At 64.8% G+C, this 23,766-nt stretch carries 20 protein-coding genes; 2 read left to right on the top strand and 18 right to left on the bottom strand.

Features of this window, described 5'->3' with window-relative positions; all coding sequences use genetic code 11:
* Positions 1 to 8: 8 nt before the first annotated feature.
* Entirely contained in the window at positions 9 to 947 is a 939-nt protein-coding gene (locus J5M67_RS14475; protein WP_207886025.1) for an iron-sulfur-binding ferredoxin reductase, read from the bottom strand.
* Positions 940 to 2,058, bottom strand: a complete 1,119-nt coding sequence (locus J5M67_RS14480) for a diguanylate cyclase (RefSeq protein ID WP_207886026.1) — start codon at positions 2,056 to 2,058, stop codon at positions 940 to 942. Before J5M67_RS14480 ends, J5M67_RS14475 begins: the two co-directional genes overlap by 8 nt.
* A gap of 260 nt (positions 2,059 to 2,318) precedes the next feature.
* On the opposite strand from J5M67_RS14480, the gene J5M67_RS14485 reads away from it, so the two are divergent.
* Positions 2,319 to 3,842 carry a fumarate hydratase gene (locus J5M67_RS14485; protein ID WP_207886027.1) on the top strand — a complete coding sequence of 508 codons (1,524 nt, stop codon included), beginning with the start codon at positions 2,319 to 2,321 and terminating at the stop codon, positions 3,840 to 3,842.
* A 191-nt stretch (positions 3,843 to 4,033) separates the two neighbouring features.
* Here the strand turns inward: J5M67_RS14485 and J5M67_RS14490 are convergent, their stop codons facing one another.
* The 12 genes from J5M67_RS14490 to J5M67_RS14545 all read right to left on the bottom strand — a co-directional run bounded on the left by J5M67_RS14490 (position 4,034) and on the right by J5M67_RS14545 (position 18,953).
* Complete coding sequence (locus J5M67_RS14490) at positions 4,034 to 4,336, bottom strand: ribbon-helix-helix domain-containing protein (protein WP_207886028.1); 303 nt, start codon at positions 4,334 to 4,336, stop codon at positions 4,034 to 4,036.
* A gap of 33 nt (positions 4,337 to 4,369) precedes the next feature.
* The gene (locus tag J5M67_RS14495) at positions 4,370 to 4,951 is read right to left on the bottom strand and encodes a DJ-1/PfpI family protein (protein WP_207886029.1); all 582 of its coding nucleotides are present in this window, start codon (positions 4,949 to 4,951) and stop codon (positions 4,370 to 4,372) included.
* A 340-nt stretch (positions 4,952 to 5,291) separates the two neighbouring features.
* Positions 5,292 to 6,698, bottom strand: a complete 1,407-nt coding sequence (locus J5M67_RS14500; RefSeq protein WP_207886030.1) for an efflux transporter outer membrane subunit — start codon at positions 6,696 to 6,698, stop codon at positions 5,292 to 5,294.
* Between the two features lie 17 nt (positions 6,699 to 6,715).
* A complete protein-coding gene (locus J5M67_RS14505; RefSeq protein WP_207886031.1) occupies positions 6,716 to 9,892 on the bottom strand; it encodes an efflux RND transporter permease subunit in 3,177 nt (1,058 codons plus the stop codon).
* Between the two features lie 10 nt (positions 9,893 to 9,902).
* Positions 9,903 to 10,952 (bottom strand): efflux RND transporter periplasmic adaptor subunit, encoded by a 1,050-nt coding sequence (locus tag J5M67_RS14510; protein WP_207886032.1) that lies wholly within the window; start codon positions 10,950 to 10,952, stop codon positions 9,903 to 9,905.
* Positions 10,953 to 11,151: 199 nt separating this feature from the next.
* On the bottom strand, positions 11,152 to 11,763 hold the full coding sequence (locus J5M67_RS14515) for a hypothetical protein (protein WP_207886033.1): 612 nt from the start codon (positions 11,761 to 11,763) through the stop codon (positions 11,152 to 11,154).
* A gap of 62 nt (positions 11,764 to 11,825) precedes the next feature.
* Complete coding sequence (locus tag J5M67_RS14520; protein ID WP_207886034.1) at positions 11,826 to 12,092, bottom strand: hypothetical protein; 267 nt, start codon at positions 12,090 to 12,092, stop codon at positions 11,826 to 11,828.
* Between the two features lie 408 nt (positions 12,093 to 12,500).
* A complete protein-coding gene (locus J5M67_RS14525) occupies positions 12,501 to 14,786 on the bottom strand; it encodes an Orn/Lys/Arg decarboxylase N-terminal domain-containing protein (protein ID WP_207886035.1) in 2,286 nt (761 codons plus the stop codon).
* 100 nt (positions 14,787 to 14,886) lie between these two features.
* Entirely contained in the window at positions 14,887 to 16,398 is a 1,512-nt protein-coding gene (gene adiC, locus J5M67_RS14530; RefSeq protein WP_207886036.1) for an arginine/agmatine antiporter, read from the bottom strand.
* Between the two features lie 163 nt (positions 16,399 to 16,561).
* Positions 16,562 to 17,113, bottom strand: a complete 552-nt coding sequence (locus J5M67_RS14535; RefSeq protein WP_207886037.1) for a DUF2846 domain-containing protein — start codon at positions 17,111 to 17,113, stop codon at positions 16,562 to 16,564.
* Between the two features lie 356 nt (positions 17,114 to 17,469).
* Positions 17,470 to 18,360, bottom strand: coding sequence for a carbon-nitrogen hydrolase family protein (locus J5M67_RS14540; protein ID WP_207886038.1), 891 nt, complete (start codon positions 18,358 to 18,360; stop codon positions 17,470 to 17,472).
* Positions 18,360 to 18,953 (bottom strand): GNAT family acetyltransferase, encoded by a 594-nt coding sequence (locus J5M67_RS14545; protein WP_207886039.1) that lies wholly within the window; start codon positions 18,951 to 18,953, stop codon positions 18,360 to 18,362. Before J5M67_RS14545 ends, J5M67_RS14540 begins: the two co-directional genes overlap by 1 nt.
* A gap of 109 nt (positions 18,954 to 19,062) precedes the next feature.
* Here J5M67_RS14545 and J5M67_RS14550 point away from each other — a divergent pair, with 109 nt between their 5' ends.
* Positions 19,063 to 19,461, top strand: a complete 399-nt coding sequence (locus J5M67_RS14550; protein ID WP_207886040.1) for a nuclear transport factor 2 family protein — start codon at positions 19,063 to 19,065, stop codon at positions 19,459 to 19,461.
* Between the two features lie 135 nt (positions 19,462 to 19,596).
* Here J5M67_RS14550 and J5M67_RS14555 read toward each other — a convergent pair whose 3' ends face one another.
* The 4 genes from J5M67_RS14555 to J5M67_RS14570 all read right to left on the bottom strand — a co-directional run bounded on the left by J5M67_RS14555 (position 19,597) and on the right by J5M67_RS14570 (position 23,668).
* Positions 19,597 to 20,877 carry an acyltransferase gene (locus J5M67_RS14555; protein WP_207886041.1) on the bottom strand — a complete coding sequence of 427 codons (1,281 nt, stop codon included), beginning with the start codon at positions 20,875 to 20,877 and terminating at the stop codon, positions 19,597 to 19,599.
* 44 nt (positions 20,878 to 20,921) lie between these two features.
* Entirely contained in the window at positions 20,922 to 22,079 is a 1,158-nt protein-coding gene (locus J5M67_RS14560) for a phospholipase D-like domain-containing protein (protein ID WP_207886042.1), read from the bottom strand.
* A complete protein-coding gene (locus J5M67_RS14565; RefSeq protein WP_207886043.1) occupies positions 22,076 to 22,651 on the bottom strand; it encodes a YceI family protein in 576 nt (191 codons plus the stop codon). The genes J5M67_RS14560 and J5M67_RS14565 overlap by 4 nt, the downstream gene beginning before the upstream one ends.
* A 111-nt stretch (positions 22,652 to 22,762) precedes the next feature.
* On the bottom strand, positions 22,763 to 23,668 hold the full coding sequence (locus J5M67_RS14570) for a LysR family transcriptional regulator (RefSeq protein WP_207886044.1): 906 nt from the start codon (positions 23,666 to 23,668) through the stop codon (positions 22,763 to 22,765).
* Positions 23,669 to 23,766: the final 98 nt, after the last annotated feature.

The raw sequence follows: 23,766 nt of genomic DNA on the forward strand, positions 1-23,766 counted from the left end.
GCGCCGGCTCAGGCGTGGGGCAGGAACAGGTCGGCGAGCGTCTGGCCGCGCGGTACGCCACAGAGGTAGAGGCGGCGGGCGAAGGCATCGACGCTGTCGGGGTGGCCGCAGAGTAAGGCGAGGGTCCGTCGCGAAACAAGCCGGAGTTGTGCCATAACGGCGGCCGACTCGGCCGTGGTCATCAGCGTCACCTCCAGTTCCGGGTGCGCGGCGGCAAGCGCCCGCAGCGGTCCGGCGAGGTAGTGGCCAGCAGCGTCATGAGCCTGGTGAATGATCCGGATGGGGCCGGCATGATGCTGGCGCAACGCCTCGCGCAGCACCCCCCAGAGCGGCGCCAGCCCTGTTCCCGACGCCATCAGCAACAACGGCCGCTCATGCCATTCGGGGTCATAGTGCAAGGCGCCGCCGCGCAGCTCGCCCAGGCGGACGCTGTCACCCGGCTTCAGCTGGCGGGCGAAGTCGCTGAAGGCACCGGGCAGGCGGCAATCGATATGGAACTCCAGCCAGGAATCGACACCCGGCACGCTCGCCAACGAGTACGGCCGCGCCACGCCCTCGGCGCTCCAGAGGATCAGGTGCTGCCCGGCGCGGTAGCGCAGCGGGCGTTGCGGGATGAGGCGCAAACGCAGCACGTCCGGCGCCGGCCAGTCCAGTTCGGCGACGCTGGCGGGTAGCCCATCGCGCTGCGGATCGAAGACTTCCACGGCGAGGTCTTCAACGACCCGGCACTGGCAGGACAAGCGCCAGCCCTCCTCGCGCCGCGCGGTGTCCAGCGCATCGGGCTGCGCATCGAGCACCTCGCCGCGGGTGCAGCGCACCAGACAGGCATGGCAGCTGCCGGCACGGCAGCTGTAGGGCACGGCGACGCCGGCCCCGTGCAGGGCATCGAGCAGGTTGACTCCGGGGCTTACCGAAAAGCGTTGCGATCCGGCCTGTATCTCAGGCACGCGTCCACTCCCATGCGGCATCGCAGCGGTTACGTCCGCTGCGTTTCGCACGGTAGAGCGCCTGGTCGGCCCGTTGCAAGGCCTCGTCGAGATCGTCGGTCGGCTCCAGCAGGGTCATCCCCGCCGAGAGGCTCAGCACTTCGATATTCACCCCAATCGGCTCGGCGGCGGCATAGGCCGTGCGCAGCCGTTCGCAGCAGGCGGCCAGGCGGTCGGCGTCGGCATTGGGCAGCAGCAGGACGAACTCCTCGCCGCCGTAGCGCGCCAGGATGTCGCCCTCGCGCAGGCAGGCACGCGCCACCGCGGCGAAGGTCTGCAGCACGCGGTCGCCAGCGGCGTGGCCGTGGATATCGTTGATGCGCTTGAAGTGGTCCAGGTCGATCAGCGCCAGGCCGTGACGCTGGCTCAGCTGCATCTCGTCCAGCGCGCGGCCGGCCAGGCGCAGGAAGTGACGGCGGTTGTACAGTCCGGTCAGTTCGTCGGTGGCCACCAGGTCTTCCAGCTGACGCATCATCCCGCGCAGCGTGTCCTGGTGCGCCTGCAGCGCGTAACGGCGTTGGCGCATGCGCTGGCGCAAGGCCTGGACATAGCCGGCGAACAGACTGAGCCAGACCAGCACGATGAACAGCACCAGCAGTTGCAGAATCGCCTGGGCGGGCACTTCGAGGCGCTGCTGGAAGGCCTCCCACAGGTTAAGGCCGGCGAAGGCGATGAACGCCAGCGCCGCGCAGCGGGCGAAAACCCTGGGCTGCAACTGGAACACGCCGAACAGCAGGATCAGCACGTAGAACACCATCAGGGTGCCCCGCGCGGTATCGACGTTGGCCAGGAACAGGGTGTGCCAGAGGAGCGCGACCAGCACCTGCGGCTCGGTCATGCTGGGGTCGGAGAAGCGTTGGTTGCGCCCGGTGAGGAACAACCAGAAGAAGACAAGCTGGCTCGCCACCACCAATACGGTGCAACCCAGTGCGAAGGCAACGGTGCCGCGAAAGAAATCGCCGAACACCGCCATCCATAGCAACAGTTGCGCCAGCGCATAGGTGCCGACGGCCATGCCGAATCGCCTGATGAGTAGTTTTTGTAAGGCGCGCTGTTTCAGCAGTGTGCTCATGGGGCTCCATCCCGTAATGGCACGTGGCCTTCAATCTACTATCAAAGCGCCCGAATGCCTAGCCGACCGGAATGTGGGCGCCCGTGTGGCTTTTTAAAAACAGCGGCAGCCCCTGTGACCAAGGTCGGATCACCGGCGGGTGCGCGGCAAGCGGCCGCAGCGGTATACTACGGCGCCTTTTTTCGCCGGAACCGTGCCGGCGAACTCCCGACGTAACAGGCCTTGCGCCTGTAATACCTGCCTGAAGAGGACCGTGCTCCATGGCCGTGATCAAGCAAGACGACCTGATCCAGAGCGTCGCCGATGCCCTGCAGTTCATCTCCTACTACCACCCGGTTGATTTCATCCAGGCCATGCATGAGGCCTACCTGCGTGAAGAATCGCCGGCCGCCCGGGACTCGATGGCGCAGATCCTGATCAACTCGCGCATGTGCGCCACCGGCCATCGCCCGATCTGCCAGGACACCGGCATCGTCACCGTCTTCGTTCGCGTGGGCATGGACGTGAGCTGGGCCGGCGCCACCATGAGCGTCGACGACATGATCAACGAAGGCGTGCGTCGCGCCTACAACCTGCCGGAAAACGTCCTGCGCGCCTCCATCCTGGCCGACCCGGCCGGTGCGCGTAAGAACACCAAGGACAACACCCCGGCGGTGATCCACTACTCCATCGTCCCGGGCAACACCGTGGAAGTGGACGTCGCGGCCAAGGGCGGCGGCTCCGAGAACAAGTCGAAGATGGCCATGCTCAACCCGTCCGACTCCATCGTCGACTGGGTGCTGAAGACCGTTCCGACCATGGGCGCCGGCTGGTGCCCGCCGGGCATGCTCGGCATCGGCATTGGCGGTACCGCCGAGAAGGCCGCGGTGATGGCGAAGGAAGTCCTGATGGACCCGATCGACATCCACGAGCTGAAGGCCCGTGGTCCGCAGAGCCGCATCGAGGAGCTGCGCCTGGAGCTGTTCGAGAAGGTCAACCAGTTGGGCATCGGCGCCCAGGGCCTGGGCGGCCTGACCACCGTGCTCGACGTGAAGATCATGGACTACCCGACCCACGCAGCGTCCCTGCCGGTCTGCATGATCCCCAACTGCGCCGCCACCCGCCACGCGCACTTCGTGCTCGACGGCTCGGGCCCGGCCGAACTGGAAGCGCCGTCCCTGGACGCCTACCCGGAAATCGTCTGGGAAGCCGGCCCGTCCGCGCGCCGCGTCAACCTCGACAGCCTCACCCCGGAAGAAGTGCAGAGCTGGAAGCCGGGCGAGACCATCCTGCTCAACGGCAAGATGCTCACCGGCCGCGACGCAGCACACAAGCGCATGGTCGACATGCTGAACAAGGGCGAAGAGCTGCCGGTGGACCTGAAAGGCCGCTTCATCTACTACGTCGGCCCGGTCGATCCGGTCGGTGACGAAGTGGTTGGCCCGGCTGGCCCGACCACCGCGACCCGCATGGACAAGTTCACCCGCCAGATCCTCGAGCAGACCGGTCTGCTGGGCATGATCGGCAAGTCCGAGCGCGGCCCGATCGCCATCGAAGCGATCAAGGACAACAAGGCCGTCTACCTGATGGCCGTAGGCGGCGCCGCCTACCTGGTCGCCCAGGCGATCAAGAAGTCCAAGGTCCTGGCCTTCGCCGAACTGGGCATGGAAGCGATCTACGAGTTCGAAGTCAAAGACATGCCGGTGACCGTTGCGGTCGACACCAATGGCGAGTCGGTGCACATCACAGGCCCGGCCATCTGGCAGAAGAAGATCGCCGAGAACCTGGCGGTGGAAGTGAAGTAATCCTTCACGTTCTCCCCATGAAAAAGCCCGGCCATGTGCCGGGCTTTTTCATGCATGGGATGTTTGTGGCTTCGGCGTATGGGTTGGCCAATCGCGGATAAATCCGCTCCTACAAGAACCGGTAGCTACGGCGCATCACCGTAGGAGCGGACTTCGTCCGCGAAAGACGGGCATGGCGCCCGCACAATCGATCACGCGCTGCGCGGCACCCGGCTCAACTCCACAACGTTGTCGCGGCGCTGGGCCAGGAATCGCGTGCAACTCACCCGCAGGAAGGAAGCGAAGTTCACCACCTCCCCGCGATAGTCCATCACCTCGTCGTAGAGCTTGGCGATCAGCTGGTTGGTGGTCATGCCGTCCACCTCGGCGATCTCGCGCAGGATGTCCCAGAACTGGTTCTCCAGGCGCAGCGTGGTGACCACGCCACGGATGCGCAGCGAGCGCGAACGCGACTCGTAGAGAATCGGGTCGGCCTTTACATAGAGTTCGCACATGGACGGCTTCTCCAGCTTCGATGATGGGCCAGTCTACAGGCTGATCTTCGTGCCCAGCACGTCGAGGAATTTCGCCAACCATGCCGGATGCGCCGGCCAGGCCGGGGCGGTGACCAGGTTGCCGTCGACGTGGGCGGCGTCCACCGGAATATCCACGTACTCGCCACCGGCCAGGGTCACTTCCGGGCCGCAGGCCGGGTAGGCACTGCACGCGCGGCCCTTGAGCACGCCGGCGGCGGCCAGCAGCTGGGCACCATGGCAGACGGCGGCGATGGGCTTCTTCGCGGCGTCGAAGGCTTTCACCAGTTCGATGACTTTCGCATTCAGGCGCAGGTATTCCGGGGCGCGGCCACCGGGGATCAGCAACGCGTCGTAGTCCTCGGCGCGCACATCGGCGAAGGTGGCGTTCAGCGCGAAGTTGTGGCCTGGCTTCTCGCTGTAGGTCTGGTCGCCTTCGAAATCGTGAATGGCGGTGCGGATGCTCTGGCCGGCCTTCTTGTCCGGGCAGACGGCATGGACGGTGTGACCGATCATCAGCAGCGCCTGGAACGGCACCATGGTTTCGTAGTCTTCGGCGTAGTCGCCGACCAGCATCAGGATCTTCTTCGCGGCCATCTGGGCATCCTCCCGGCAGGGCCCGGCCTTGGTGGCCGGGCATGCGGGAGAGCTTAGTCAGTCGCGCAGGCAGCGGGTAATACGCCGCTACTACACCACCGTGCACTGGGTGGGTGTCATGCTGGCGCGCTGTTCTGCAACCTGACGGGCGTCGAGGGGATTGGCCGCTACGGCTACTAGCCGGACATCGCCAGCGACAAGCCAGACCTGTCGGAGGTGGAACGTTTCCAGCACTGGCTGAACATGGAAGTCCCGCGAGCCACTCGCGGCAGCGCTTCTGCCGCAGTTGAATAAATCCAGGGGCCTTGAGCCCCGCCGCAGTCCCATTTCCTGCATCACCTCAGCGATGCACTATTGGCCTGAACAGGGGAGATGCCTCTGCCCCAAGATCACCACCGACCGCCAGGTACAGCGAATTGAATGCATTCAGCGCGGCCAGCCGAGTGTCCACTTCCTGAAGCTGTCCGTCGAAGAGTTTCTCCTCCGAAGTCGTGACGTCCAGATAGGTCGAGTACCCACCTTCATACAACCGGCGAGCTTGACTGGCATAGGTCTGCAACGCACTCACCTGCTGCTCGACGGCCGCATGCTGCGCAGCCGATTCGCGGGTGTCGACCAGAGCGTTGTTCACATCCTTCAATGCTGACTGAACGGCTCCCTGGTAGGCCAGCACCGACTGCTGGTACTGGGACTTCGCCTGCTGCACCTGGCCGGAGATCGCGCCAGCGTCGAATACGGTCTGGTTGATACCCAGGGCGAGGTTCCAGATCTTCGACGCGCTCTCGAACAATTGTCCGCTCTCGCCACGGCTGAAGCCGATCATCCCGGAAAGGTTCAGGTCCGGCAGGTACAACGCCTGTGTCGCCCCGACCATTGCATTGCTGGCCACCACCGCCTGTTCTGCCTGCAGCAGGTCCGGCCGTCTCGATAGCAGGCTGGCCGGCAGGACATCCGGCAGCTTCGGTGCGCGCAACGAAGACAGGCGCTCGCCACGGACGATGGGACCAGGCATACGGCCGAGCAGCACCGACAGCGAATTTTCCGCCGCCGCGATCCTGGCCTTCAAAGGCGGTATCGAAGCCTGGGTCGCCCAGTAATCGTTCTGCGCCTGGCTGAGTTCCATCTGTCTGACCACACCACGGTCATAACGCTTCTGGAAGATATCCAGCGCATCCTTGCGCGCCTGTGCCGTCTGCTCCGCGATGACGAGTTGCTCATCCAGCGCGAGGAGGTTCAGGTAGCCTTCGGTGATCGAGCTGGCGAGGCTGAGCGCCACACCACGCTGTGCATATTCCGCGCCCAGCAGTTGCGCGCTGGCCGCCTCGCTCTGCCGACGCAAACGCCCCCAGAGATCGATCTCCCAGCTGGCACTCAGGCCGCTCTGGTATTGATTGGCGACACTATCGAAGCCCGAAAGGGGCGTATCGACAAATTGATCGCTCCGCCCACGCTGGGCATTCAGCCCCAGGCCGAGCTGCGGGATCAGCCCCGCACGGACAGTGCGCAATTGTCCACGGAACTGTTCGATGCGCGCGGTGGCCCGCTGCAGATCGAGGTTGTTGCGCAGGCCTTCGTTGACCAGCGAGGTCAAGGTCGGCGAACCGAACTGCCCCCACCAGGGGCCGGCAACCCCGGCAGTGGTATCCGTCAGGTGAGCCCTGAACGAGGATGGCACGGTGACGTCCGGCCGTTGATAGTCCGGACCGATCATGCAGCCCGAGACGCAGGCCAACGCCAGCGTCAGCAAGAGTTTCCGGACGTCCATCAGTGGGCCTCCGTGGCAGAGCCGCTATCGTTGGCGCTCGCGACGACAGGCGCTGGCGCGACTTCCTTGTTCTTCTTGCGCCGTTCGCCAGCGCGCTCGACCAGGTAGGAGAACAGCGGTACGAACAGCAACGCCAGACTGGTGGCGGCGAGCATGCCACCGATGATGCCGGTGCCGATGGAGTGGCGGGAGTTGGCCCCGGCGCCCGTGGCGATGGCCAGCGGCACAGCGCCGAAGATGAAGGCCAGCGAAGTCATGATGATCGGACGCAGACGCAGCTCGGCGGCCTTGAGCACCGAGTCCAGCGGGGAAAGCCCCGCCTGGCGCTGGAGGATGACGAACTCGACGATCAGGATCGCGTTCTTCGCCGCCAGCCCCACCAGGGTGACCAGGCCGATCTGGAAGTACACGTCGTTGGGAATGCCGCGCGCCCAGATCGCCACCAGCGCACCGAAGATGCCGAAGGGCACCGCGCTGAGCACAGTCAGCGGCAGCGACCAGGACTCGTACTGTGCCGCCAGAATCAGGAACACCATGATGATGCCGAAGATGAACACCAGCACGGTGGTATTGCCCGACTTGTTCTCCTCGAAGGCTTCGCCGCTCCACGCGTAGCTGTAGCCTGCGGGAAGCTCCTGGGTGGCAAGCTCCTGCATCGCCGCGATGGAGTCACCGGAACTGTAGCCCGCGCCCGCGTTACCGGTGATCTTGGCCGCCGGGAAGTTGTTGAAGCGCGTCACCAGGCTCGGGCCGGACGTGAACTCGGTCTTCACCAGGGCGGACAGCGGGATCATCTTGTCGTTCTTCTGCTTGACGTAGAGATAGCCCAGGTCCGTCGGCGAGCCGCGGTATTGCGGCGCACCCTGCAGGATCACCTGCCATACCCGGCTGCCCAGCACATACTGGCTGACGTAGGAAGAGCCGAACTGGGTTTGCAGCGCGCCGTAGACATCGGCCATGGGCACGCCCAGCGTCTCGGCCTTCGAGTTGTCCACGGCGATGCGCATCTGCCGGGTGGAGGCCTGGAAGGTACTGATCAGGCCGGACAGTTCAGGGCGCTTGGCGCTGGCACCGATGATCTTCCAGGTTGCATCCTGCAGCTCCTTGGCATCGCTGTCGCCACGGTTCTCCACCCAGAACTCGAAGCCGCCCTGGGTACCCAGACCGGGGATCGACGGCGGGTTGATCGGGATGATCCGTGCCTGGGGAATGCTTGCGAGCTTGGGATACAGCGCCTGGATCACCCCCTCGGCGGAGAGCGCGAAGCCCTTGCGCTGCTCGGACGACTTCAGGTTGATGAACACCGTGCCCATGTTGGTCTGGTTCTGTCCGTCGATGAAGCTGTAGCCGGACACCGCGGAAGCGTCCTGCACGGCCGGGTGCTGACGGAACAAGGCGGCGACCTGCTCGGTGGTGGCCTCGGTCCGGTCGAGGCTTGCCGAGTCGGGCATCATCACGGCCACCAGCAGGTAGCCCTGGTCTTCCTCCGGCACGAAACTGGTGGGGATGCGCGAGAACAGCACGTAGATGCACAGCAGCATGCCGGCGAACAGCGCCAGCGCCACCACCATCCGCCGCACCACCACGGAGACCAGGCTGACGTAGCCATGGGTCAGCTTGTCGAAGGCCGTGTTGAACCATTGGAAGCCTTTCCAGCGGGCGTGCTGCCCAGGCTTGAGAATCAGCGAGGCCAGGGCCGGCGACAGGCTCAGGGCCACGAAGCCGGAGATGACCACCGAGCAGGCGATGGTCAGGGCGAACTGCCGATACAGCAGCCCCGTAGTCCCGCTGACGAACGCCACGGGAATGAACACTGCGCACAGCACCAGCACGATGGCGACGACCGGCCCGGTCACTTCCTCCATCGCCTTGATCGTCGCATCGCGGGCACTGAGCTTGAATTCCTCCATGTTCCGCTCGACGTTCTCCACTACCACGATGGCGTCGTCCACCACGATGCCGATGGCCAGCACCAGGGCGAACAGCGTCAGCAGGTTGATGGAGAACCCCAGCGCCAGCAGGGCGCCAAAGGTGCCTACCACCGCCACCACCACCGCGGCGACCGGGATGAGGGTGCTGCGCACGCTCTGCAGGAAGACGAACACCACCAGCACCACCAGCGCGATGGCGATAAGCAGCGTTACCTCCACCTCGTGGATGGAGGAACGTACGAATTCCGTGGTATCCAGCGAGACGACATAGTCGATGCCATGGGGGAAAGTCCTGGACATATCCGACAGGGCCGCGCGGACGTTCTTCGAGACCTCCAGCGCGTTGGACCCGGCCTGCTGGTAGACGGCGATCAGAGTGGCGGTCTTGCCGTTGATAGCCGAGCGCATGGTGTACTGATTGAGTCCGATCTCCGCGCTGGCCACGTCGCCCAGGCGCACGATGGCGGTCCCGTTGGAGTCGGCGCGCAGGATGATGTCCTCGAACTCCTTGGCGGTCTTCATGCGCCCCGGCGTCACCAGGGGATAGGTGAGCTCCATCTGTCCCTGGGAGGGGGCCTGGCCGATGTTGCCGGCGCCGAACTGCTGGTTCTGCTGGCTGACGGCGTTCTGCACGTCGTTCGCGGTGATACCCAATTCGGCCATCCGGTCAGGCTTGAGCCAGATACGCAGGGCAAGGTCGGCGTCGCCCATGATCTGCGCCTGGTTCGCTCCCTGGATGCGCTTGATCGTGTCCAGCACGTACAGGTTGGCGTAGTTGCCGACGTACTGCTGGTCGAAGCTGTCGTCAGGGGAGTAGATCGCCAGCAGCATGAGGAAACTGGAGGAGCGCTTCTGCACGTTGACGCCGTTCGCCTGGACGGACTGCGGCAGTTGCGCCAGCGCCTGACTGACGCGGTTCTGCACCTGGACCTGGGCGATGTCCGGGTCGGTACCGATATCGAAGTACACGTTGAGGGTCATCTGCCCGGTGGGCGAACTGACCGACTGCATGTACAACATGTTGTCCACGCCGTTGACCTGCGTTTCGATAGGTGCGGCGACGGTAGAAGCGATGGTCTGCGAGTCGGCGCCCGGATAGGTCGCCGTCACGGTAATCTGGATGGGGGTGATGTCCGGATACTGCGCCACCGGCAGAGCGAAGATCGACACACCGCCCGCGATGATGATGATCAGCGACAGCACCATGGCGAAGATCGGTCGATCGATACAGAAGCGCGAAAGCATGGCCGGCTCCTCACTCAGGCTTCACGGCAGAAGCGCCGAAGCTGCCGGCAGGCGCCGCGCCGGTCACTTTCAGTGGTGCGCCGGGCATGAGTTTCCCCGCGCCGTCGACCACCACCTGCTCCCCGCCCTTGAGGCCGTCTTCGACCCGCCAGAAGGCACCGGACGGCTCGGCCACCTGCACCGGGCGAACCTCGGCCTTGCCATCGGTGCCGGCGATATAGACGAAATCGCCTTTCGGCCCATGCATGACCGCGCGCTGCGGTACCTGGATGGCATTGGCGTAGCTCGCGCCCTTGAGCGTGATGCGCACGAATTGCCCCGGATGCAGGTCGCCGTTGGGGTTGGCGAAATCGGCACGCACCATGAAGGTGCCGGTCTGCTGGTTGAACGAGGTCGAGGTGAAGGTCACCACACCGGTATGCGGATAGCTGGAGCCATCGGCCATCAACAGATCGGCCTCCATGCGCCCGTCGGCCGGCATGACCAGACGGCCACGGTCGATCAGGTTGCGTATCGCGAGGAACTGCTCCTCGCTCACACTCAGGACCACCCGCATGGGATCCAGGGTCGAAACCGTGGTCAGCAGGCTGTTGCTGGTATTGACGTAGGTGCCATCGTTCACCTTTGCGTAGTCGCTGACACCCTCTACCGGCGAACGGATATAGGTGTAGGAGAGGTTCAGCTCCTGGGTTCTGACCTGGGCCAGCGCCGCCTGCATGGAGGCCTCCGCGGCCTTGGCGCTGCCAATGGCGTCGTCACGATCCTTGGGGCTCAGGGCGTTCTCCGCCGCCAGCGGCAGGACGCGGTCCAGGTTGGCCTTGGCCCGCTCGTAACGTGCCTTCTGTGCCTCGTACTCGGCCTTGGCCGAGGCGAGATCAGCCAGGAATGGCGCATGATCGATCTCGAACAGCAACTGGCCGGTCTTCACCATGCTCCCCTCGACGTAGTTGCGCTTGAGGAGGAAGCCATTCACTCGCGCGCGAATGTCCACGGCCTGGGGGCTTTGCGTCTGGCCGACGAAGGTGATGCTCGCCGGCAAGCTCTCGGGCTTCGTCGTCACGGTAGTGACGTCTATCGGTGCGGCGCCTGTAGGGGCCGTTCCCTCCGGCCCGCAGGCGGTGAGGCAAACAGCGGCGAATAACACTGCGCATCGGCAGCCGAGATCAGTCAAACGCATGGTGAGTTCCATTGGTCATCGCCGGACAGCGATCAAGCAAGGGCCGTGGCTCCTGCGGACTCGCAGGAGCTACAGGGTTGAATCAATTGGTGGACTTGGCCGGTGCCGTAGCCTGTGCGACCGGATGGGAGGTGACGATCTGCAGGGTGTCCTCATAGGTCACGTTCAGCATCTGCCCGATCTTCAACTCACCCAGCTTGCCGCGCAGCTTCGGATCGTCGACGGAAACGACCTTGGTGGCGCCGTCCGGACCTTCGAAGGTGAGCTCATGCTTCTTGACGTTGATCCCGACGATCTTCAGCTGCACACGCGCCATACGGAAAGCATCACCGCCCGGATGCGGATTGCTCGGGGTAGCCAGTGCGGCACCATCGGCCTCGATACCGCCCGGGGCCTGGCTCTGGACCTTGGTGTCGAAGTCGAAGGCGGCGGAGTGGATGACCAGCGCAGCGATGTAATCGCCTGCCTTCAGATGGCCCAGGTCCTGAGCGGCATCGGTGACCTGCACGGTGACCGGCTTGCCCGCCGCGTCTTCGACAACGAGACGGCGATCCCTGGCATCAATGGAGACGACCCTGGTCACGACCTCATCAGCCTCGACAGCGGTACCCAGCTGGATATCGGCGGCCATCACAGGTGCGGCAATCGCGAACGCCAGTGCACTGATCATGGGCAGAGACTTGAAGATATGCATGGATGAACCCTCCTTGGGCTCAGTGATGTGGAAACAGGGCTCGACGCACGGCAATCCCGTCGCTACTCGGCAACCCGGGCGGTATCGCTGATGGCATTGCAGGTGCTCGGGTCCAGGCAGTAGGTGATGTACACCGCCTGGCGCCCACAGCCGCGGGCGCCGACGGTGTATTCGGTTCGGTTGTTCATGTTGGCGAACCGAACCTGGGTGACCTTGCTCGACAGGACCGAGGCGGTCACATCCGGGCAATTGAGCTCGAACCTGGCGCGCGAGACGGTCGCGTCGATCGCGGCGCTCTGGTTCTGCGCAAGAAACTCCTGATCGGTCATGCAACCGGTCAGGGGGAGACAGCTGAGTGCCAGCGCGGCAAAAGCGGACCGAAGATGCATAGCGACTCCTAGTGAGGACGGTTCACCGACAGCCCGGCGGGACAGCTGGAAAGACTGCACCAGAGGCCGTCGCCCGAGGCGGGAGTCGCTACCTTAATCGGCATCCAGAGCGCTGAAATCGGGGCGGAATCAGATACGGACAGACCCGCGATCAGTTACGCCAATTTCCTACAGGATCCGAGCAAGACTCCGAGAAACTACTGCGCGTAAACGGTCTTGCATCGCAAAAAAAAGAACGGGCGCACCGGTCTCCCGATACGCCCGTCAGGGGCTTGCCATTGCTGGCTTGACGCCGAGCCCTTCGAAACTTTCATCCATGCACCGGACGGGTCTGCACGCCGGCGGAAGTCACTCCTTGAGGCAGGCGATCCGGTAGAGGCCGTCCTCCACCTCGACGCCATGGGTGTCGTGGGCGAAGCCCGGGAAGCGCTGATCGAAAGCTTCCAGCGCCTTCAGGTAACCCAGTACCGGTCCGTCACCCGCACCAGCACTCTCGCCCGGCATCAGCAGAGGGATGCCCGGCGGATAAGGCACCACGCCGGTCGCCACGGTACGGCCGCTCATTTCGTCCAGGGTCAGTCGCTCGATGTTGTTCTTCACCAGTTGCTCGTAGGCGGCAGTTGGCGTCAGGCGCGGCTCGGGCAGCAACGAGAAGGCCTGCCCCATCAGGGTGGTGGTCTGCAGTTCGGCCATGCTTTCGAACATCCGGTCGCAGAGGTCCTTGAGCCCCATGTCGCCGTAGCGTTCCGCCCAGCTGGCGACCAGCTGCGGCAGCGCGCGTGACAGCGGAAGGTTCGCGTCGTAGTCGCGTTTGAAGCCCAGCAGCGCGTTCACCAACGTGCCCCACTTTCCCTTGGTCACACCAATGGAGAAGAGGAACAGCAGGGTGAAGTCGGTGGTCTTCTCCACCACGATGCCCTGCTGCGCCAGGTAGGCCGTGAGCACCGCAGCGGGAATGCCGACCGGCATCAGCGCACCACTGGGCGAGACGCCCGGCGTCACCACCGAGACCTTGATCGGATCGAGCATGCAGTAGCCGTCCTCGATCTCGCCAAAACCGTGCCAGCGAGCGCCCGGCGCCAGGGTCCAGCAACGCGGGTCGCCGACCAGCAGCTCCTCGTCCGCCTCAAAGAACCGCACCTTGCGGCCCGTCTTCGGATCACACACCTCATCGGGCTGCCAGGCGTCGAAGAACCAGTCGCCCTGCTCGGCGAAGTCGTTGTTCAAGCGCGCCAGCAAACGACGGAATGCCACCGCCTCACGGATCGCATCAGTGGTCAGCGCCACCCCGCCCTGTCCATCCATCATCGCTGCCGACACATCGTTGGAAGCGATGATCGCGTACTGCGGCGATGTGGAGGCGTGCATCATGAAGGACTCGTTGAAGCGCGCGTGATCGACCGGGTTACGCCCATCGCGCACATGGATGAACGAGGCCTGGGACAACGCCGCCAACAGCTTGTGGGTGGATTGGGTGGCGAATACCGTGGGGCGATCCGCCGTGTGCTCCGACGGGTCGCCATGCATGGCGTGGCGCTGGTGGTAGAGCGGGTTGAAGCGCGCGTAGCCGTACCAGGCTTCGTCGAAGTGCAGGCGGTCCACACTCTGGCCGAGCAGTTCCTCGACCCGCGCCACGTTGTAGCAAAGGCCGTCGTAGGTGGAGTTGGTGATGATCGCGTGACGCGGCGTGGCTTCAATGCCCGTGTGCACCAGCGGGTTGTCGGCGATATGACGCTTCACCGCCACGGCCGTCAGGCGCTCGGACAGGATCGGGCCGATCAGGCCTAGATGGTTGCGTGACGGCACCAGGTAGGTCGGGATCGCCCCTGACATGGTCATCGCATGCTCGGCCGACTTGTGGCAGTTGCGGTCGCACAGCGCAATCTGGTCGCGGGTGACGCTGGCCATCAGGATGACCCGGTTGGAGGTCGAGGAACCGTTGGTGACGTGGTAGCTGCGGTGGGCGCCGAACACCCGCGCAGCGTAGCGCTCGCTTTCGCCGATGGGGCCGCTGTGGTCGAGCAGCGAGCCCAGGTCGCCGACGGAGATCGACAGGTCCGAGCGCAGCAACTCTTCACCGAAGAAATCGAAGAAGACGCGCCCGGCCGGGGCCTTGAGGAAGCCGGTGCCGCCGGTATGGCCCGGCGTGTGCCAGGAGTACTCGTAGACGCGAGAGAACTTCATCAGCGCCTTGAACATCGGTGGCAATACCACGTCGCGATAACGCTCGACGGCGGCAACGATCCGGCCACCAATGAAGTCGGTGGTGTCTTCCAGCAGCCAGATGAAATCGTCCGACTGGCGCAGCGCCTTCAGGTCGATAGAAGCTGCGTTGCCGCGCGATGCCATGAGGAAGACAGGCAGCTGCGCATGCCGCTGGCGCAACCTGTCCAGCACCGGCTGCGCCCCGTCGGGCAACTCCCAGTTCAGCAGCACGCATTGCAGGGCCGGGTTCGAATCGATGACGGCACAGGCGTCGTCGGCGGTCGCAGCGAGCAGCACGGTCACGCCACGCCGTTCGAGATCCTGAACCAGCGCACGAGCAGCTCGCCCCGCTGACGAGGGCTGCTCCAGCGCCTCGTGGACCATCAGCACCACGACATCCAGTGTGTTCTTGGTAACGGACTCGGACATGGAAACTCCTTGAATCGGCTGGCGGCACTCGAGCCGCCAGCCAGGCAGGCGCCTGCCCCGCCTTCAGCGCCATCGGAGAAGGCGCGTGCAGGCGAAGGGATCAGTTGGAGGCGGGTACCACGGCGGCCGGTGCGGCAGCGATGGTGGAGACGGCGGCTGCCGGTTGCGGCACCCGCGGACGCAGGTTGAGGTTGTCGTGGCGGCCGACCGAGACCCAGAACATCGCCACCAGCGCGAGGATGGTCAGCGCCAGGGTGCCGAAGCGGATCCAGCCCGGCGAGACGCCGCCCGGATGCACGCCGGTTTCCTCGACGGTGCGCATGCTGTTGATCGACAGCTCGTAGAAGATGATCGTGGAGACCACGAAGATCAGCGACCAGCGCGTCTGCTCGCCATCGGAGCCAACCATCGCCCAAAGGCTGTAGATCGCCGCGATGATGCCGACGAAGGTATAGAAGCCATACTGCCGCGCCGGCATTTTCTGATAGCCCATCACCTTGATGGCGATGGCCGAGTAGATGTAGGGCAGCAGCGTCATGATCACCGCGATGGAAGCGATCTTGCCGAACTGCTCGCTGGCGGTGGGCGACATGGTCGCCAGCACCTGGATGCTCATGATCGCCGCGACGATGGCCAGGCCTGCCGAGGGCACGCCCTTGGCGTTGACCTTGGCGAAGACCTTGCCGAACAGACCGTCATCCGCTGCCGCCTTGGCGGTCTGCCCGACCAACAGCGTCCAGCCGGCCAGCGAGCCGAGGCAACCGATCGCCGCGCAGAGGGCCACGATGTTGGCGGCGGTATCACCCAGCGCCAGACGCGCCGCATCGGCGAAGGGGGCACTGGAGGCGAGCAGGTCCTTGTTCGGGATCATGCCCATGATCGCCGTGGAGCTGAGCACGTAGCAGACCGCTGCGATCAGCACGCCGCCGACGGTCGCGATCGGCACGTTGCGCGCCGGGTCGCGCACCACGCCCGCCGAAACCGAAGCGCTCTCCACACCGATGAAGGCCCACAGCGTGTAGTTCAGCGTCGAACCCACAGCCTCGAAGCCGCTCTTGCCGGACACGTTCCAGCCGGCTTGGTAGATGTCGCCGCTGAACCAGAACCAGCCCAGCAGCGCCATGCCGATGATGGGGAACAGGGCGAAGATCGTAGTGAACGACTGCAGCTTGCCGACCACCGACGGACCGAGGATGTTCGCGTAGGTGAAGAACCAGATCACCGCAATCTGCGCCAGGGCGGACACCAGCGGGTCTTTCAAGCTGGGGAAGAAGTGAGAGAGGTAGCCCAGGCCGGCGACCGCGAGGCCGACGTTGCCCACCACGTTGGCCAACCAGTAGATCAGGTTGGTCTGGTAACCCATGTAGTTGCCGAAGGACTTCTTCGTATAGGCGTAGGGGCCGCCCGCCGCAGGATCGATCGCCGATAACTTGGCGAAGACCAGAGCCAGCGACACGGCGCCGACGATGGTGATGAACCACCCGTAGAGGGCGATGCCACCGGTGGTGGCGAGGTTGGCCGGGAGCATGAAAACCCCCGAGCCCATCATGTTTCCCGCCACCATCAGGGTGGCCGCCACCACCCCGATCTTGTTGCTGTCGGCTTGTTCCATAGCGTGACTCCAGGAAAGTGGAGTCACGATTCTTGTGCCGCCGCCAAGGGCCTCGAAATCGCTCGGATTCCCAAAGCACAGGCCGAAAATTCCTTAGGCAGCAAATAATGAAATAGCGCTGTTCCAGGGGAGCGGGCTCACAATCTGGATAATGCCCTCGCTGCTAGCGCGGCACTTCCTTGCCGTCGGCAGCAATGCTCACCGGCTCCTGCACCTGGCGCGTGGCGGGGATCTCCCGCGAGCCCAGCTCATTGCCCACCAGGTTCAGCGGGCCGGCGCCCTCCCCAGCGTTGTGCTGGAACTTGGGCGGTGTGTGGCTTTCGTCGTAGCGCAGGTAGTAGACCTGGCCAGCCTTGGCCTCCAGGGCGAAGCCTGAGATCAGAGTGAAGTCCAGGGTGCCACCGGCAAAGAAGGTCCAGAAGCTGCCCAGCAGCGGGCGGCGCATCTGCAATGGATAACTGCCCGGCTCGAAACTCATGGCGAAATAGCCGTTGCTCGGCAGGCTGCCGATCAGCTCATCGTTGAGGAACAGCCCCGGCGCTTCCAGCTCCTCGTCGGACCACTGGTTCTGCGGGCGGTAGATGTACACCGTCGCACGCTGTGGATCGCTCGGCTGCGCGCTGAACATCGGGCCGTCCAGGGCACCGAAGAACGCACCGGGCGAACTGCAGCCGGCCAGCAGCAGGAGGAAGGCGCACAGGGCCAGTCGGAGCATGGGGTGTCCCTCTTATGGTTATGCCCGGAGCATAACCAGGGCACCGCGCCTTGCCACCCGTCGAAAGTCCGGGTCGACCACTTCGCGGTTATGCCAAAACCAGCGGCAACGGGCAGTCTCGAGTTTGACGCCTTCTCGCCTGCTGTAAATCTTGCCGCTTTCTCCAACTTTGCGGGAGGCCGAAATGACGACATCTGCCAATGAGCGACAGCAAGCCACGATGGAGATCGAACAAGCTTGGGAGGAGTTCCGCGCGACTGGCCAGTACGCCAAACCAGAAGACGTAGAGGACTGGCTAAATAGCTGGGGAAGCAAGGACGAGCAGCCGCTCCCACTCACCACCAGCGCGAAGCCGCTTACTGAGTCAGCACCTTCAACCGCTCCGGCGTGAACTGCTCCGGCCAGTCGCGGCGGGTAAATACCTGCCCTTCGCGGCGAACCCGGCGTACTTCGTCCAGGTCCAGGTCGTGCAGCAACCAGCGGCTTTCCGAGGGCATCAACTCCTCGCTCAGCGCCAGCACGCCATTGGCTGGCATGCCGTAGTCCGGCGGCACGTAGAGGCCGGCGCGGCCGACGTTCTCGTCCAGGGCCGGCGACCAGGGCGCGAGGCCCACGGTGGGCGAATGCAGCACCGCGATCTGGTTCTCCAGCGCACGCGCCTGGGCGCCGATACGCACGCGGTGGTAGCCGGCCTCGGTATCGGTGCAACTGGGTGCGAGGATCAGGTCCACCTCCTGCTCGGCGAGGGTACGCGCCAGCAGCGGGAATTCGTTGTCGTAGCAGATCAGGATGCCCAGCCGGCCAAATTCCGTCTCGAACACGCGCAAGCCTTCGCCACCGACGATGTTCCACTGCTCGCGTTCGAAGCGCGTCATCAGCAGCTTGTCCTGGGTGCCGAGCAGGCCATTGGGGCCGAACAGCCAGGCGCGGTTGCGGTAGCGGTCGTCCGCGTCGAGCTCCGGTGCGGAGCCCGGCACGAAGTAGAGGTTCATGCGCCGCGCGATGGATTCGCACAGCGTCAACCACTTGGGCAGCCAAGGCTGCAGGCCGGCGATGGAGCCGTGCAGATCGCTGCGCACCGCCGTCGGCAGCAGGCCACTCAGCACCAGTCCGGCATATTCGGGCAGCACCAGCAGACGCGCGCCCTGCCCCGCGGCTTCGGCGCAGAGGTTTTCCAGGTGCTGCGCGTAGGCCTCCCAGTTTTCGTGCAACTCGATGGCGTACTGGCAGGCGGCAACACGGATCATCAGGTCAGCTCCTTGAGCCAGAAGGACATGGGCTTGGCGCTTTCGCCCGACTCGCCAACGTCGCGCCAGTGGTACTCGGTGTGCAGCTCCGGATGGGGAGTGAAGCCACGGCGCCGCCAGAACTCATCCAGCGTCCGGTAACCGGCGGGGCGCGCCGGATGGTCCGGCGGCCGCTGCACCGCGCAGAAGGCGCACCAGTCGAAGCGTTGCAGCCCCCGCGCATAACGCTCGCGCTCCTCGAAGAAGCGCAGGCCCAGGCCGGTATTGCGGTAGGCCGGCAACAGCACCGATTCGCCGAAGTAGAAGATGCGCTCGGGGTTCCAGCCCTGCTCGAGGAAGGGCCGCTGGAACTCGTCGGTCTCGTCCGCCAGCGGCAGGCCGGTGGAGGCGCCGACCACATGGTCCCCATCGAGCACCAGCACGCACAGGCTCCAGGGCGAGCGCACGTAGGTATCCAGGTAGTTCGCCTCGTATTCCGGAGTGCCTTCGTAGAGATAGGGGAACTCGCGGAACACGGTAATCCGCAGGCGCGCCAGATCATCGATGAAGGGGCGGATGGCGCCGCCGCTGAGCAGGCGGATGTCCGTGGGCATGGTCGTTTTCGTCCGCTGGATGCCGCAAACGGCAAAGTGATGGCTGACAGGTCAACCTATCATGGCCGACAAACCCGCCTTAAGCCCTACCCGCGACAGGAGCATACCCATGCACGCCAAGGCCCTGATCAGTGCCTACTACGCCGCCTTCAACGCCGGCGACATACCCACCTTCCTTGGCCTGCTGCACGAGGAGGTGGTGCACGACATCAACCAAGGCGAACGCCAGCACGGCAAGGCGGCCTTCGCACGCTTCATGGAGCACATGAACCGCTGCTACCGCGAGCGTCTGGCGGATATCGTGGTGATGGTCAGCGACGACGGCACGCGCGGCGCGGCCGAGTTCGTGGTGCATGGCGAGTACCTGAGCACCGACGAGGGCCTGCCGCCGGCCAACGGGCAGACCTACGTGCTGCCGGCCGGCGCCTTCTTCGAGATCCGCGACGGCAAGGTCGCGCGGGTGACCAACTACTACAACCTAAACGACTGGCAGGCGCAGGTGGGTTGAGGTCGGCGCGCATCGTGATCCATCGGTGCATTGCAGCTCGCGGGCATGGCCCGCTCCTACAAGAGCAGCGGCACCGAGTTTCCCTGTAGGAGCGGGCCATGCCCGCGAACCGTCGGCAAGGCCGACGGCAAAGGCTCAGGACTCCGTCACCACCCGCGACCGTGACGACGGCACCGGCAGCAAATGCCGCACCAGCCACTTGCGCACCGGCACCACGCAGCGCTCCTGCACCAGCACGCAGCTCGTTACCATGAACAGCAGGAACAGCGGGTACAGCCACAGCGACAGCTGCTGATGGGTCGCGGCGTCGACGCAGAAAGCCCAGTCGGCCAGACAGTCCCCCGGTGCGCGGATCAGCTTCTCGGTCCGCGAGAACAGAGTGAACAGCGGCACGTGCAGGGCGAACAACGACAGCGACGCCGCCCCCAGGCGCGGCGACCAGCGGCGGATCAGGCTGCTGCCGGAGTCGCGCGGCAACGCACTGAGGTACACCAGCATCAACTGCGCCGGCAGCAGCAGGCCGTTGTGCAGCAGGAAGTACCAGAACTTGGCGCCGTGGGTGTAGAGGTAGTCCGCCACCAGGAAATTCAGCAGCACGAAGCCCCCCATGGCCAATGTCAGCCCGCGCCCCGGCGTGCGGCCGGCATCCTTGTACTGGCGGAACAGCCCGTAGGCGACGATACCGCTGAGGAACTCCGGCAGGCGCAACAGCGGGTTGCGGTGCAGCAGGCCGGTCCACGGCATGCCGTACTCCTGGCTGGCCACCACCAGCAGCGGCGGCACCAGGTACAGCAGCCAGAGGATGATCAGCAGCCGCCACTTGTGCTGCACACGCGCCAGCCTAGGCGCCACATAGGGGAAGCAGAGGTAGAAGAAGAACAGCGTCGACAACGACCACAGCGGCGCGTTGAAGGTCAGGTAATACGGGTTCCATGCCTGCATCATGGTGAGCTGCAGGATGCTGTTGAACAGCAGCTCGCGGTCGCTCATCCAGTGATGGAACAGCTGCGGCTGCAGTCGCCCGATCACTTCGTTGGTGTCGTAGATGACGAAACGCGGCGTGGCCTGGTTGATGTCCGGGCCGATGCCCAGTCCACTGACAGTCAGCAGCACGGCGATGGTCAGCAGGATCGAGAAGATGTGCAGCGGGTATAGATTGGACAGCCGCTTGGTGAAGAAGCTGCGCGGGCTTTCGCGCAGTTGCCCGTCGCTCACGTAGACGTGGCAGAGCAGGAAGCCCGACAACACGAAGAAGGTGCTGGTGGCAAAGAACCCCAGGCTGGTCAGGTCGTCGAGGCCTGCGAACTTCTGCTCCGCCGGGTAGCTGTGCAGGGTGTGGTAGATCACCACGTAGATACCCAACAGGAAGCGCAGCCACTCCAGGCCGATGAATCGTTCCTTCTGAATCGTACTCAACGCCGCTCTCCTATTCGAAAAACCGGTTAGGGCGCTCCGCCGGATCAACGCCGGCGGTCGAGAAAATTCACCACCAGCCGGTCGAGGGAGCCCCATAGCCGTTCACGCACGCGCTTCCACCAGGGCCGGGCGTGCCAGCTGCCGAGGTCTATCTCGCGGCTCTGCTCGAAGTCCGTGCACAAACACTCGGCGACCGCCGCAGTGAACTGCGGATCGAACGCTTCTACATTGGCCTCCAGATTGAAGCGAAGGTTCCAATGATCGAAGTTGCAGGAGCCGACACTGGTCCAGTCATCGACCAGTACCATCTTCAGATGAAGAAAACGTGGCTGGTACTCGAAGATCCGCACGCCCGCACGCAACAGGCGTGGGTAATAGCGCTGGCCAGCATAGCGTACCGGCGCATGATCGGTGAGCCGGCCGGTGAGCAGCAGGCGCACGTCGACACCGCGTTTGGCGGCCTTGTGCAGCGCGCGACGGACCTTCCAGGTCGGCAGGAAATACGGCGTGGCCAGCCAGATGCGCGTGTGTGCCCCACGCAGTGAGCGAACCAGCGACTGCAGGATGTCGCGATGCTGGCTGGCGTCCGCGTAGGCGACCCGCGCCAGGCCATCCCCCGCACTGGGGAGCGGCGGCAGGCGGGTCAGCAGTACCTCCTCGCGGGGCTTCCACGCGCGCACGCCGAAGGTGGCGTGCCACTGGCGCTCGAACAGGCGCTGCCAGTCGGCGACGATGGCGCCGGTCATTTCCACCATCACTTCGTGCCAGTCGCTGCGGTTGTCCCGCGCCGACCAGAACTCGTCGGTAGCGCCCGTGCCGCCGACATAGGCGATGCGTCCATCCACCAGCAGCAGCTTGCGGTGGTCGCGGTACAGGTTGCGCAGCCCGGCCTTCCAGTTCAGCGGGTTGTACTGGCGCAGCTCGCCGCCCGCCTCCACCAGCTGCCGCGTCCAGGCGCTGGAAAGCTTCAGGCTGCCAAAGGCATCGAACAGGCAGCGCACCCGCACACCGCGCGCGCAGGCGGCCAGCAGATGGTCCAGAAGAGCCTCGGCGCAACTGCCGCTCTCCACCAGGTAGAGCTCCAGCTCGACCTGGCGCTCGGCGCTGTCGATGGCCTCGAACATGCGCGGGAAGAAGCGCTCTCCATCGCAGAGCAGGGCGAAGCGGTTGGCGCTTCGCCAGGGGAAGATAGGTCCGCTCACCGTGAGGCGAAGATCAGCACGGCGCCCACCGGCACCGACAGGCCGATGCTGTTCAGCCCGGCCAGTTTGCGCAGCTGGGCCACGCCCGGGGCCAGGCCGAAGTCAGCGGCGTTGACCACCACCGGCGAAAGCGTCACCACCTGGAAGCGGTGTTCGTCCAGGCGGGTGATCAGCACGTCGGTGCGATAGTCCTTCGACTGACCGCGCAGCTCCAGGCGCAGCGGCAGACGCATCTCCATCTGTACGCCACTGGCCAGGTCAGTGATCGGCCGCAGGTCCAGACGGGCGGTGATCCGCGCATCCGGGTACTTCTCGGTGTCGAACAGCGTCTCGCGCACCCGCTCGTCGCGCAGCGGAATGCCGGTGCTCACCGAGTCCATCTCGATGCGTAGTTCGGCCTGCCCGTGTTCGTCGACCTTGCCGTGCATCACCAGGAAGCGGCTCACCTCGGCGACGTCGGTGTTCTTGCTGGTGACGAAGGTCAGCCGCGACGACTCGTAGTCGAGGTACCAGGCAGCCTGGGCGGAGGCGGCGAATCCAGCCGCGAGGAGGAAGGCGAACAGCGAGCGCATGAAATCCCTTACATGAAAAACAGACGGAACAACGGCCAACGATAGCGGCCCGCCGATAGCTTGCAAACCAGCCGACAGGCGAGCCCTTGGGCAGGTGGCGGCGCCAATGGTTCAGTCGGCCAGCAAGGCGGGAATCCCGGCTACCAGCGCATCGATGGCGCAGCGAATCTTCGACGGCATGTAGCGGGTCTTCGGCCACACCGCGTGGATGTCCAGCGGCGGCAGGTTGCAGCGCCCCTTCACCACCACCAATTCGCCCAGCTTCACGTGCCGCGCCAGCAGCCAGGAAGGCAGGCGCGCCAGGCCGAAGCCCGCCACGGCAGCAGCGGTGATGGCCTGCAGGTCGTCCATGCTCAGCTGCGGGTCGATGTCGATGCGCTTTGCCTGGCCGTCGTCGTCGCGCAGGTCCCAGGGCGAAGTGACGCCGGCGACCGAATAACTGATCGCCGCATGGCCGGCCAACTCGTCAAGGTCCTGCGGCATGCCGTGCTCCGCGATATACGCAGGCGCCGCGCCGATGCTGGTGTACTGCACGCCCAGCTTGCGCGCGGCGAGCGTGGCGCTGTCGCCCAGCGGGCCGATGCGCACGGCAAGGTCGAAGCCCTCTTCCACCAGGTCGACACGGCGGTCGGTGAAGGACAGGTCGATCTTCAGCGTCGGGTACAGCCGCGCCAGCTCCAGCATCAGCGGTACCACGCAGAGGTGGCCGAAGGAGATCGGCACGCTGACCCGCAGGCGTCCACGCGGCTCCATCCGTCCGCCTTCCAGCACGGTATGCGCGGCGTCCAGTTCGGCCAGCGCGCGCACGCAGCTGTCATAGAACACCTGGCCGTCGTCGGTGAGGTTCTGGCTGCGCGTGGTGCGCTGCAACAGGCGCACGCCGAGGCGCGCCTCCAGCCGGGCAATGGCCTTGCCCACCGCCGAGCGCGTGAGGTTCAGGCGCTCCGCCGCCACGGCGAAGCTGCCGGCATCCACCACCTGGACGAAGGTGGCGATACCATCGAATCGGTCATCCATCGGCCTGCCCTTTTGAATCCTAACAAGCACCAATGATGGGACGAAATGGAGCCAATAGGGAACTTTATTCTCTTCCAGAATGGAGGTCCTGAATTGGA

This window comes from Pseudomonas sp. 30_B, assembly GCF_017491605.1.
Classification (GTDB): Bacteria; Pseudomonadota; Gammaproteobacteria; order Pseudomonadales; family Pseudomonadaceae; genus Pseudomonas.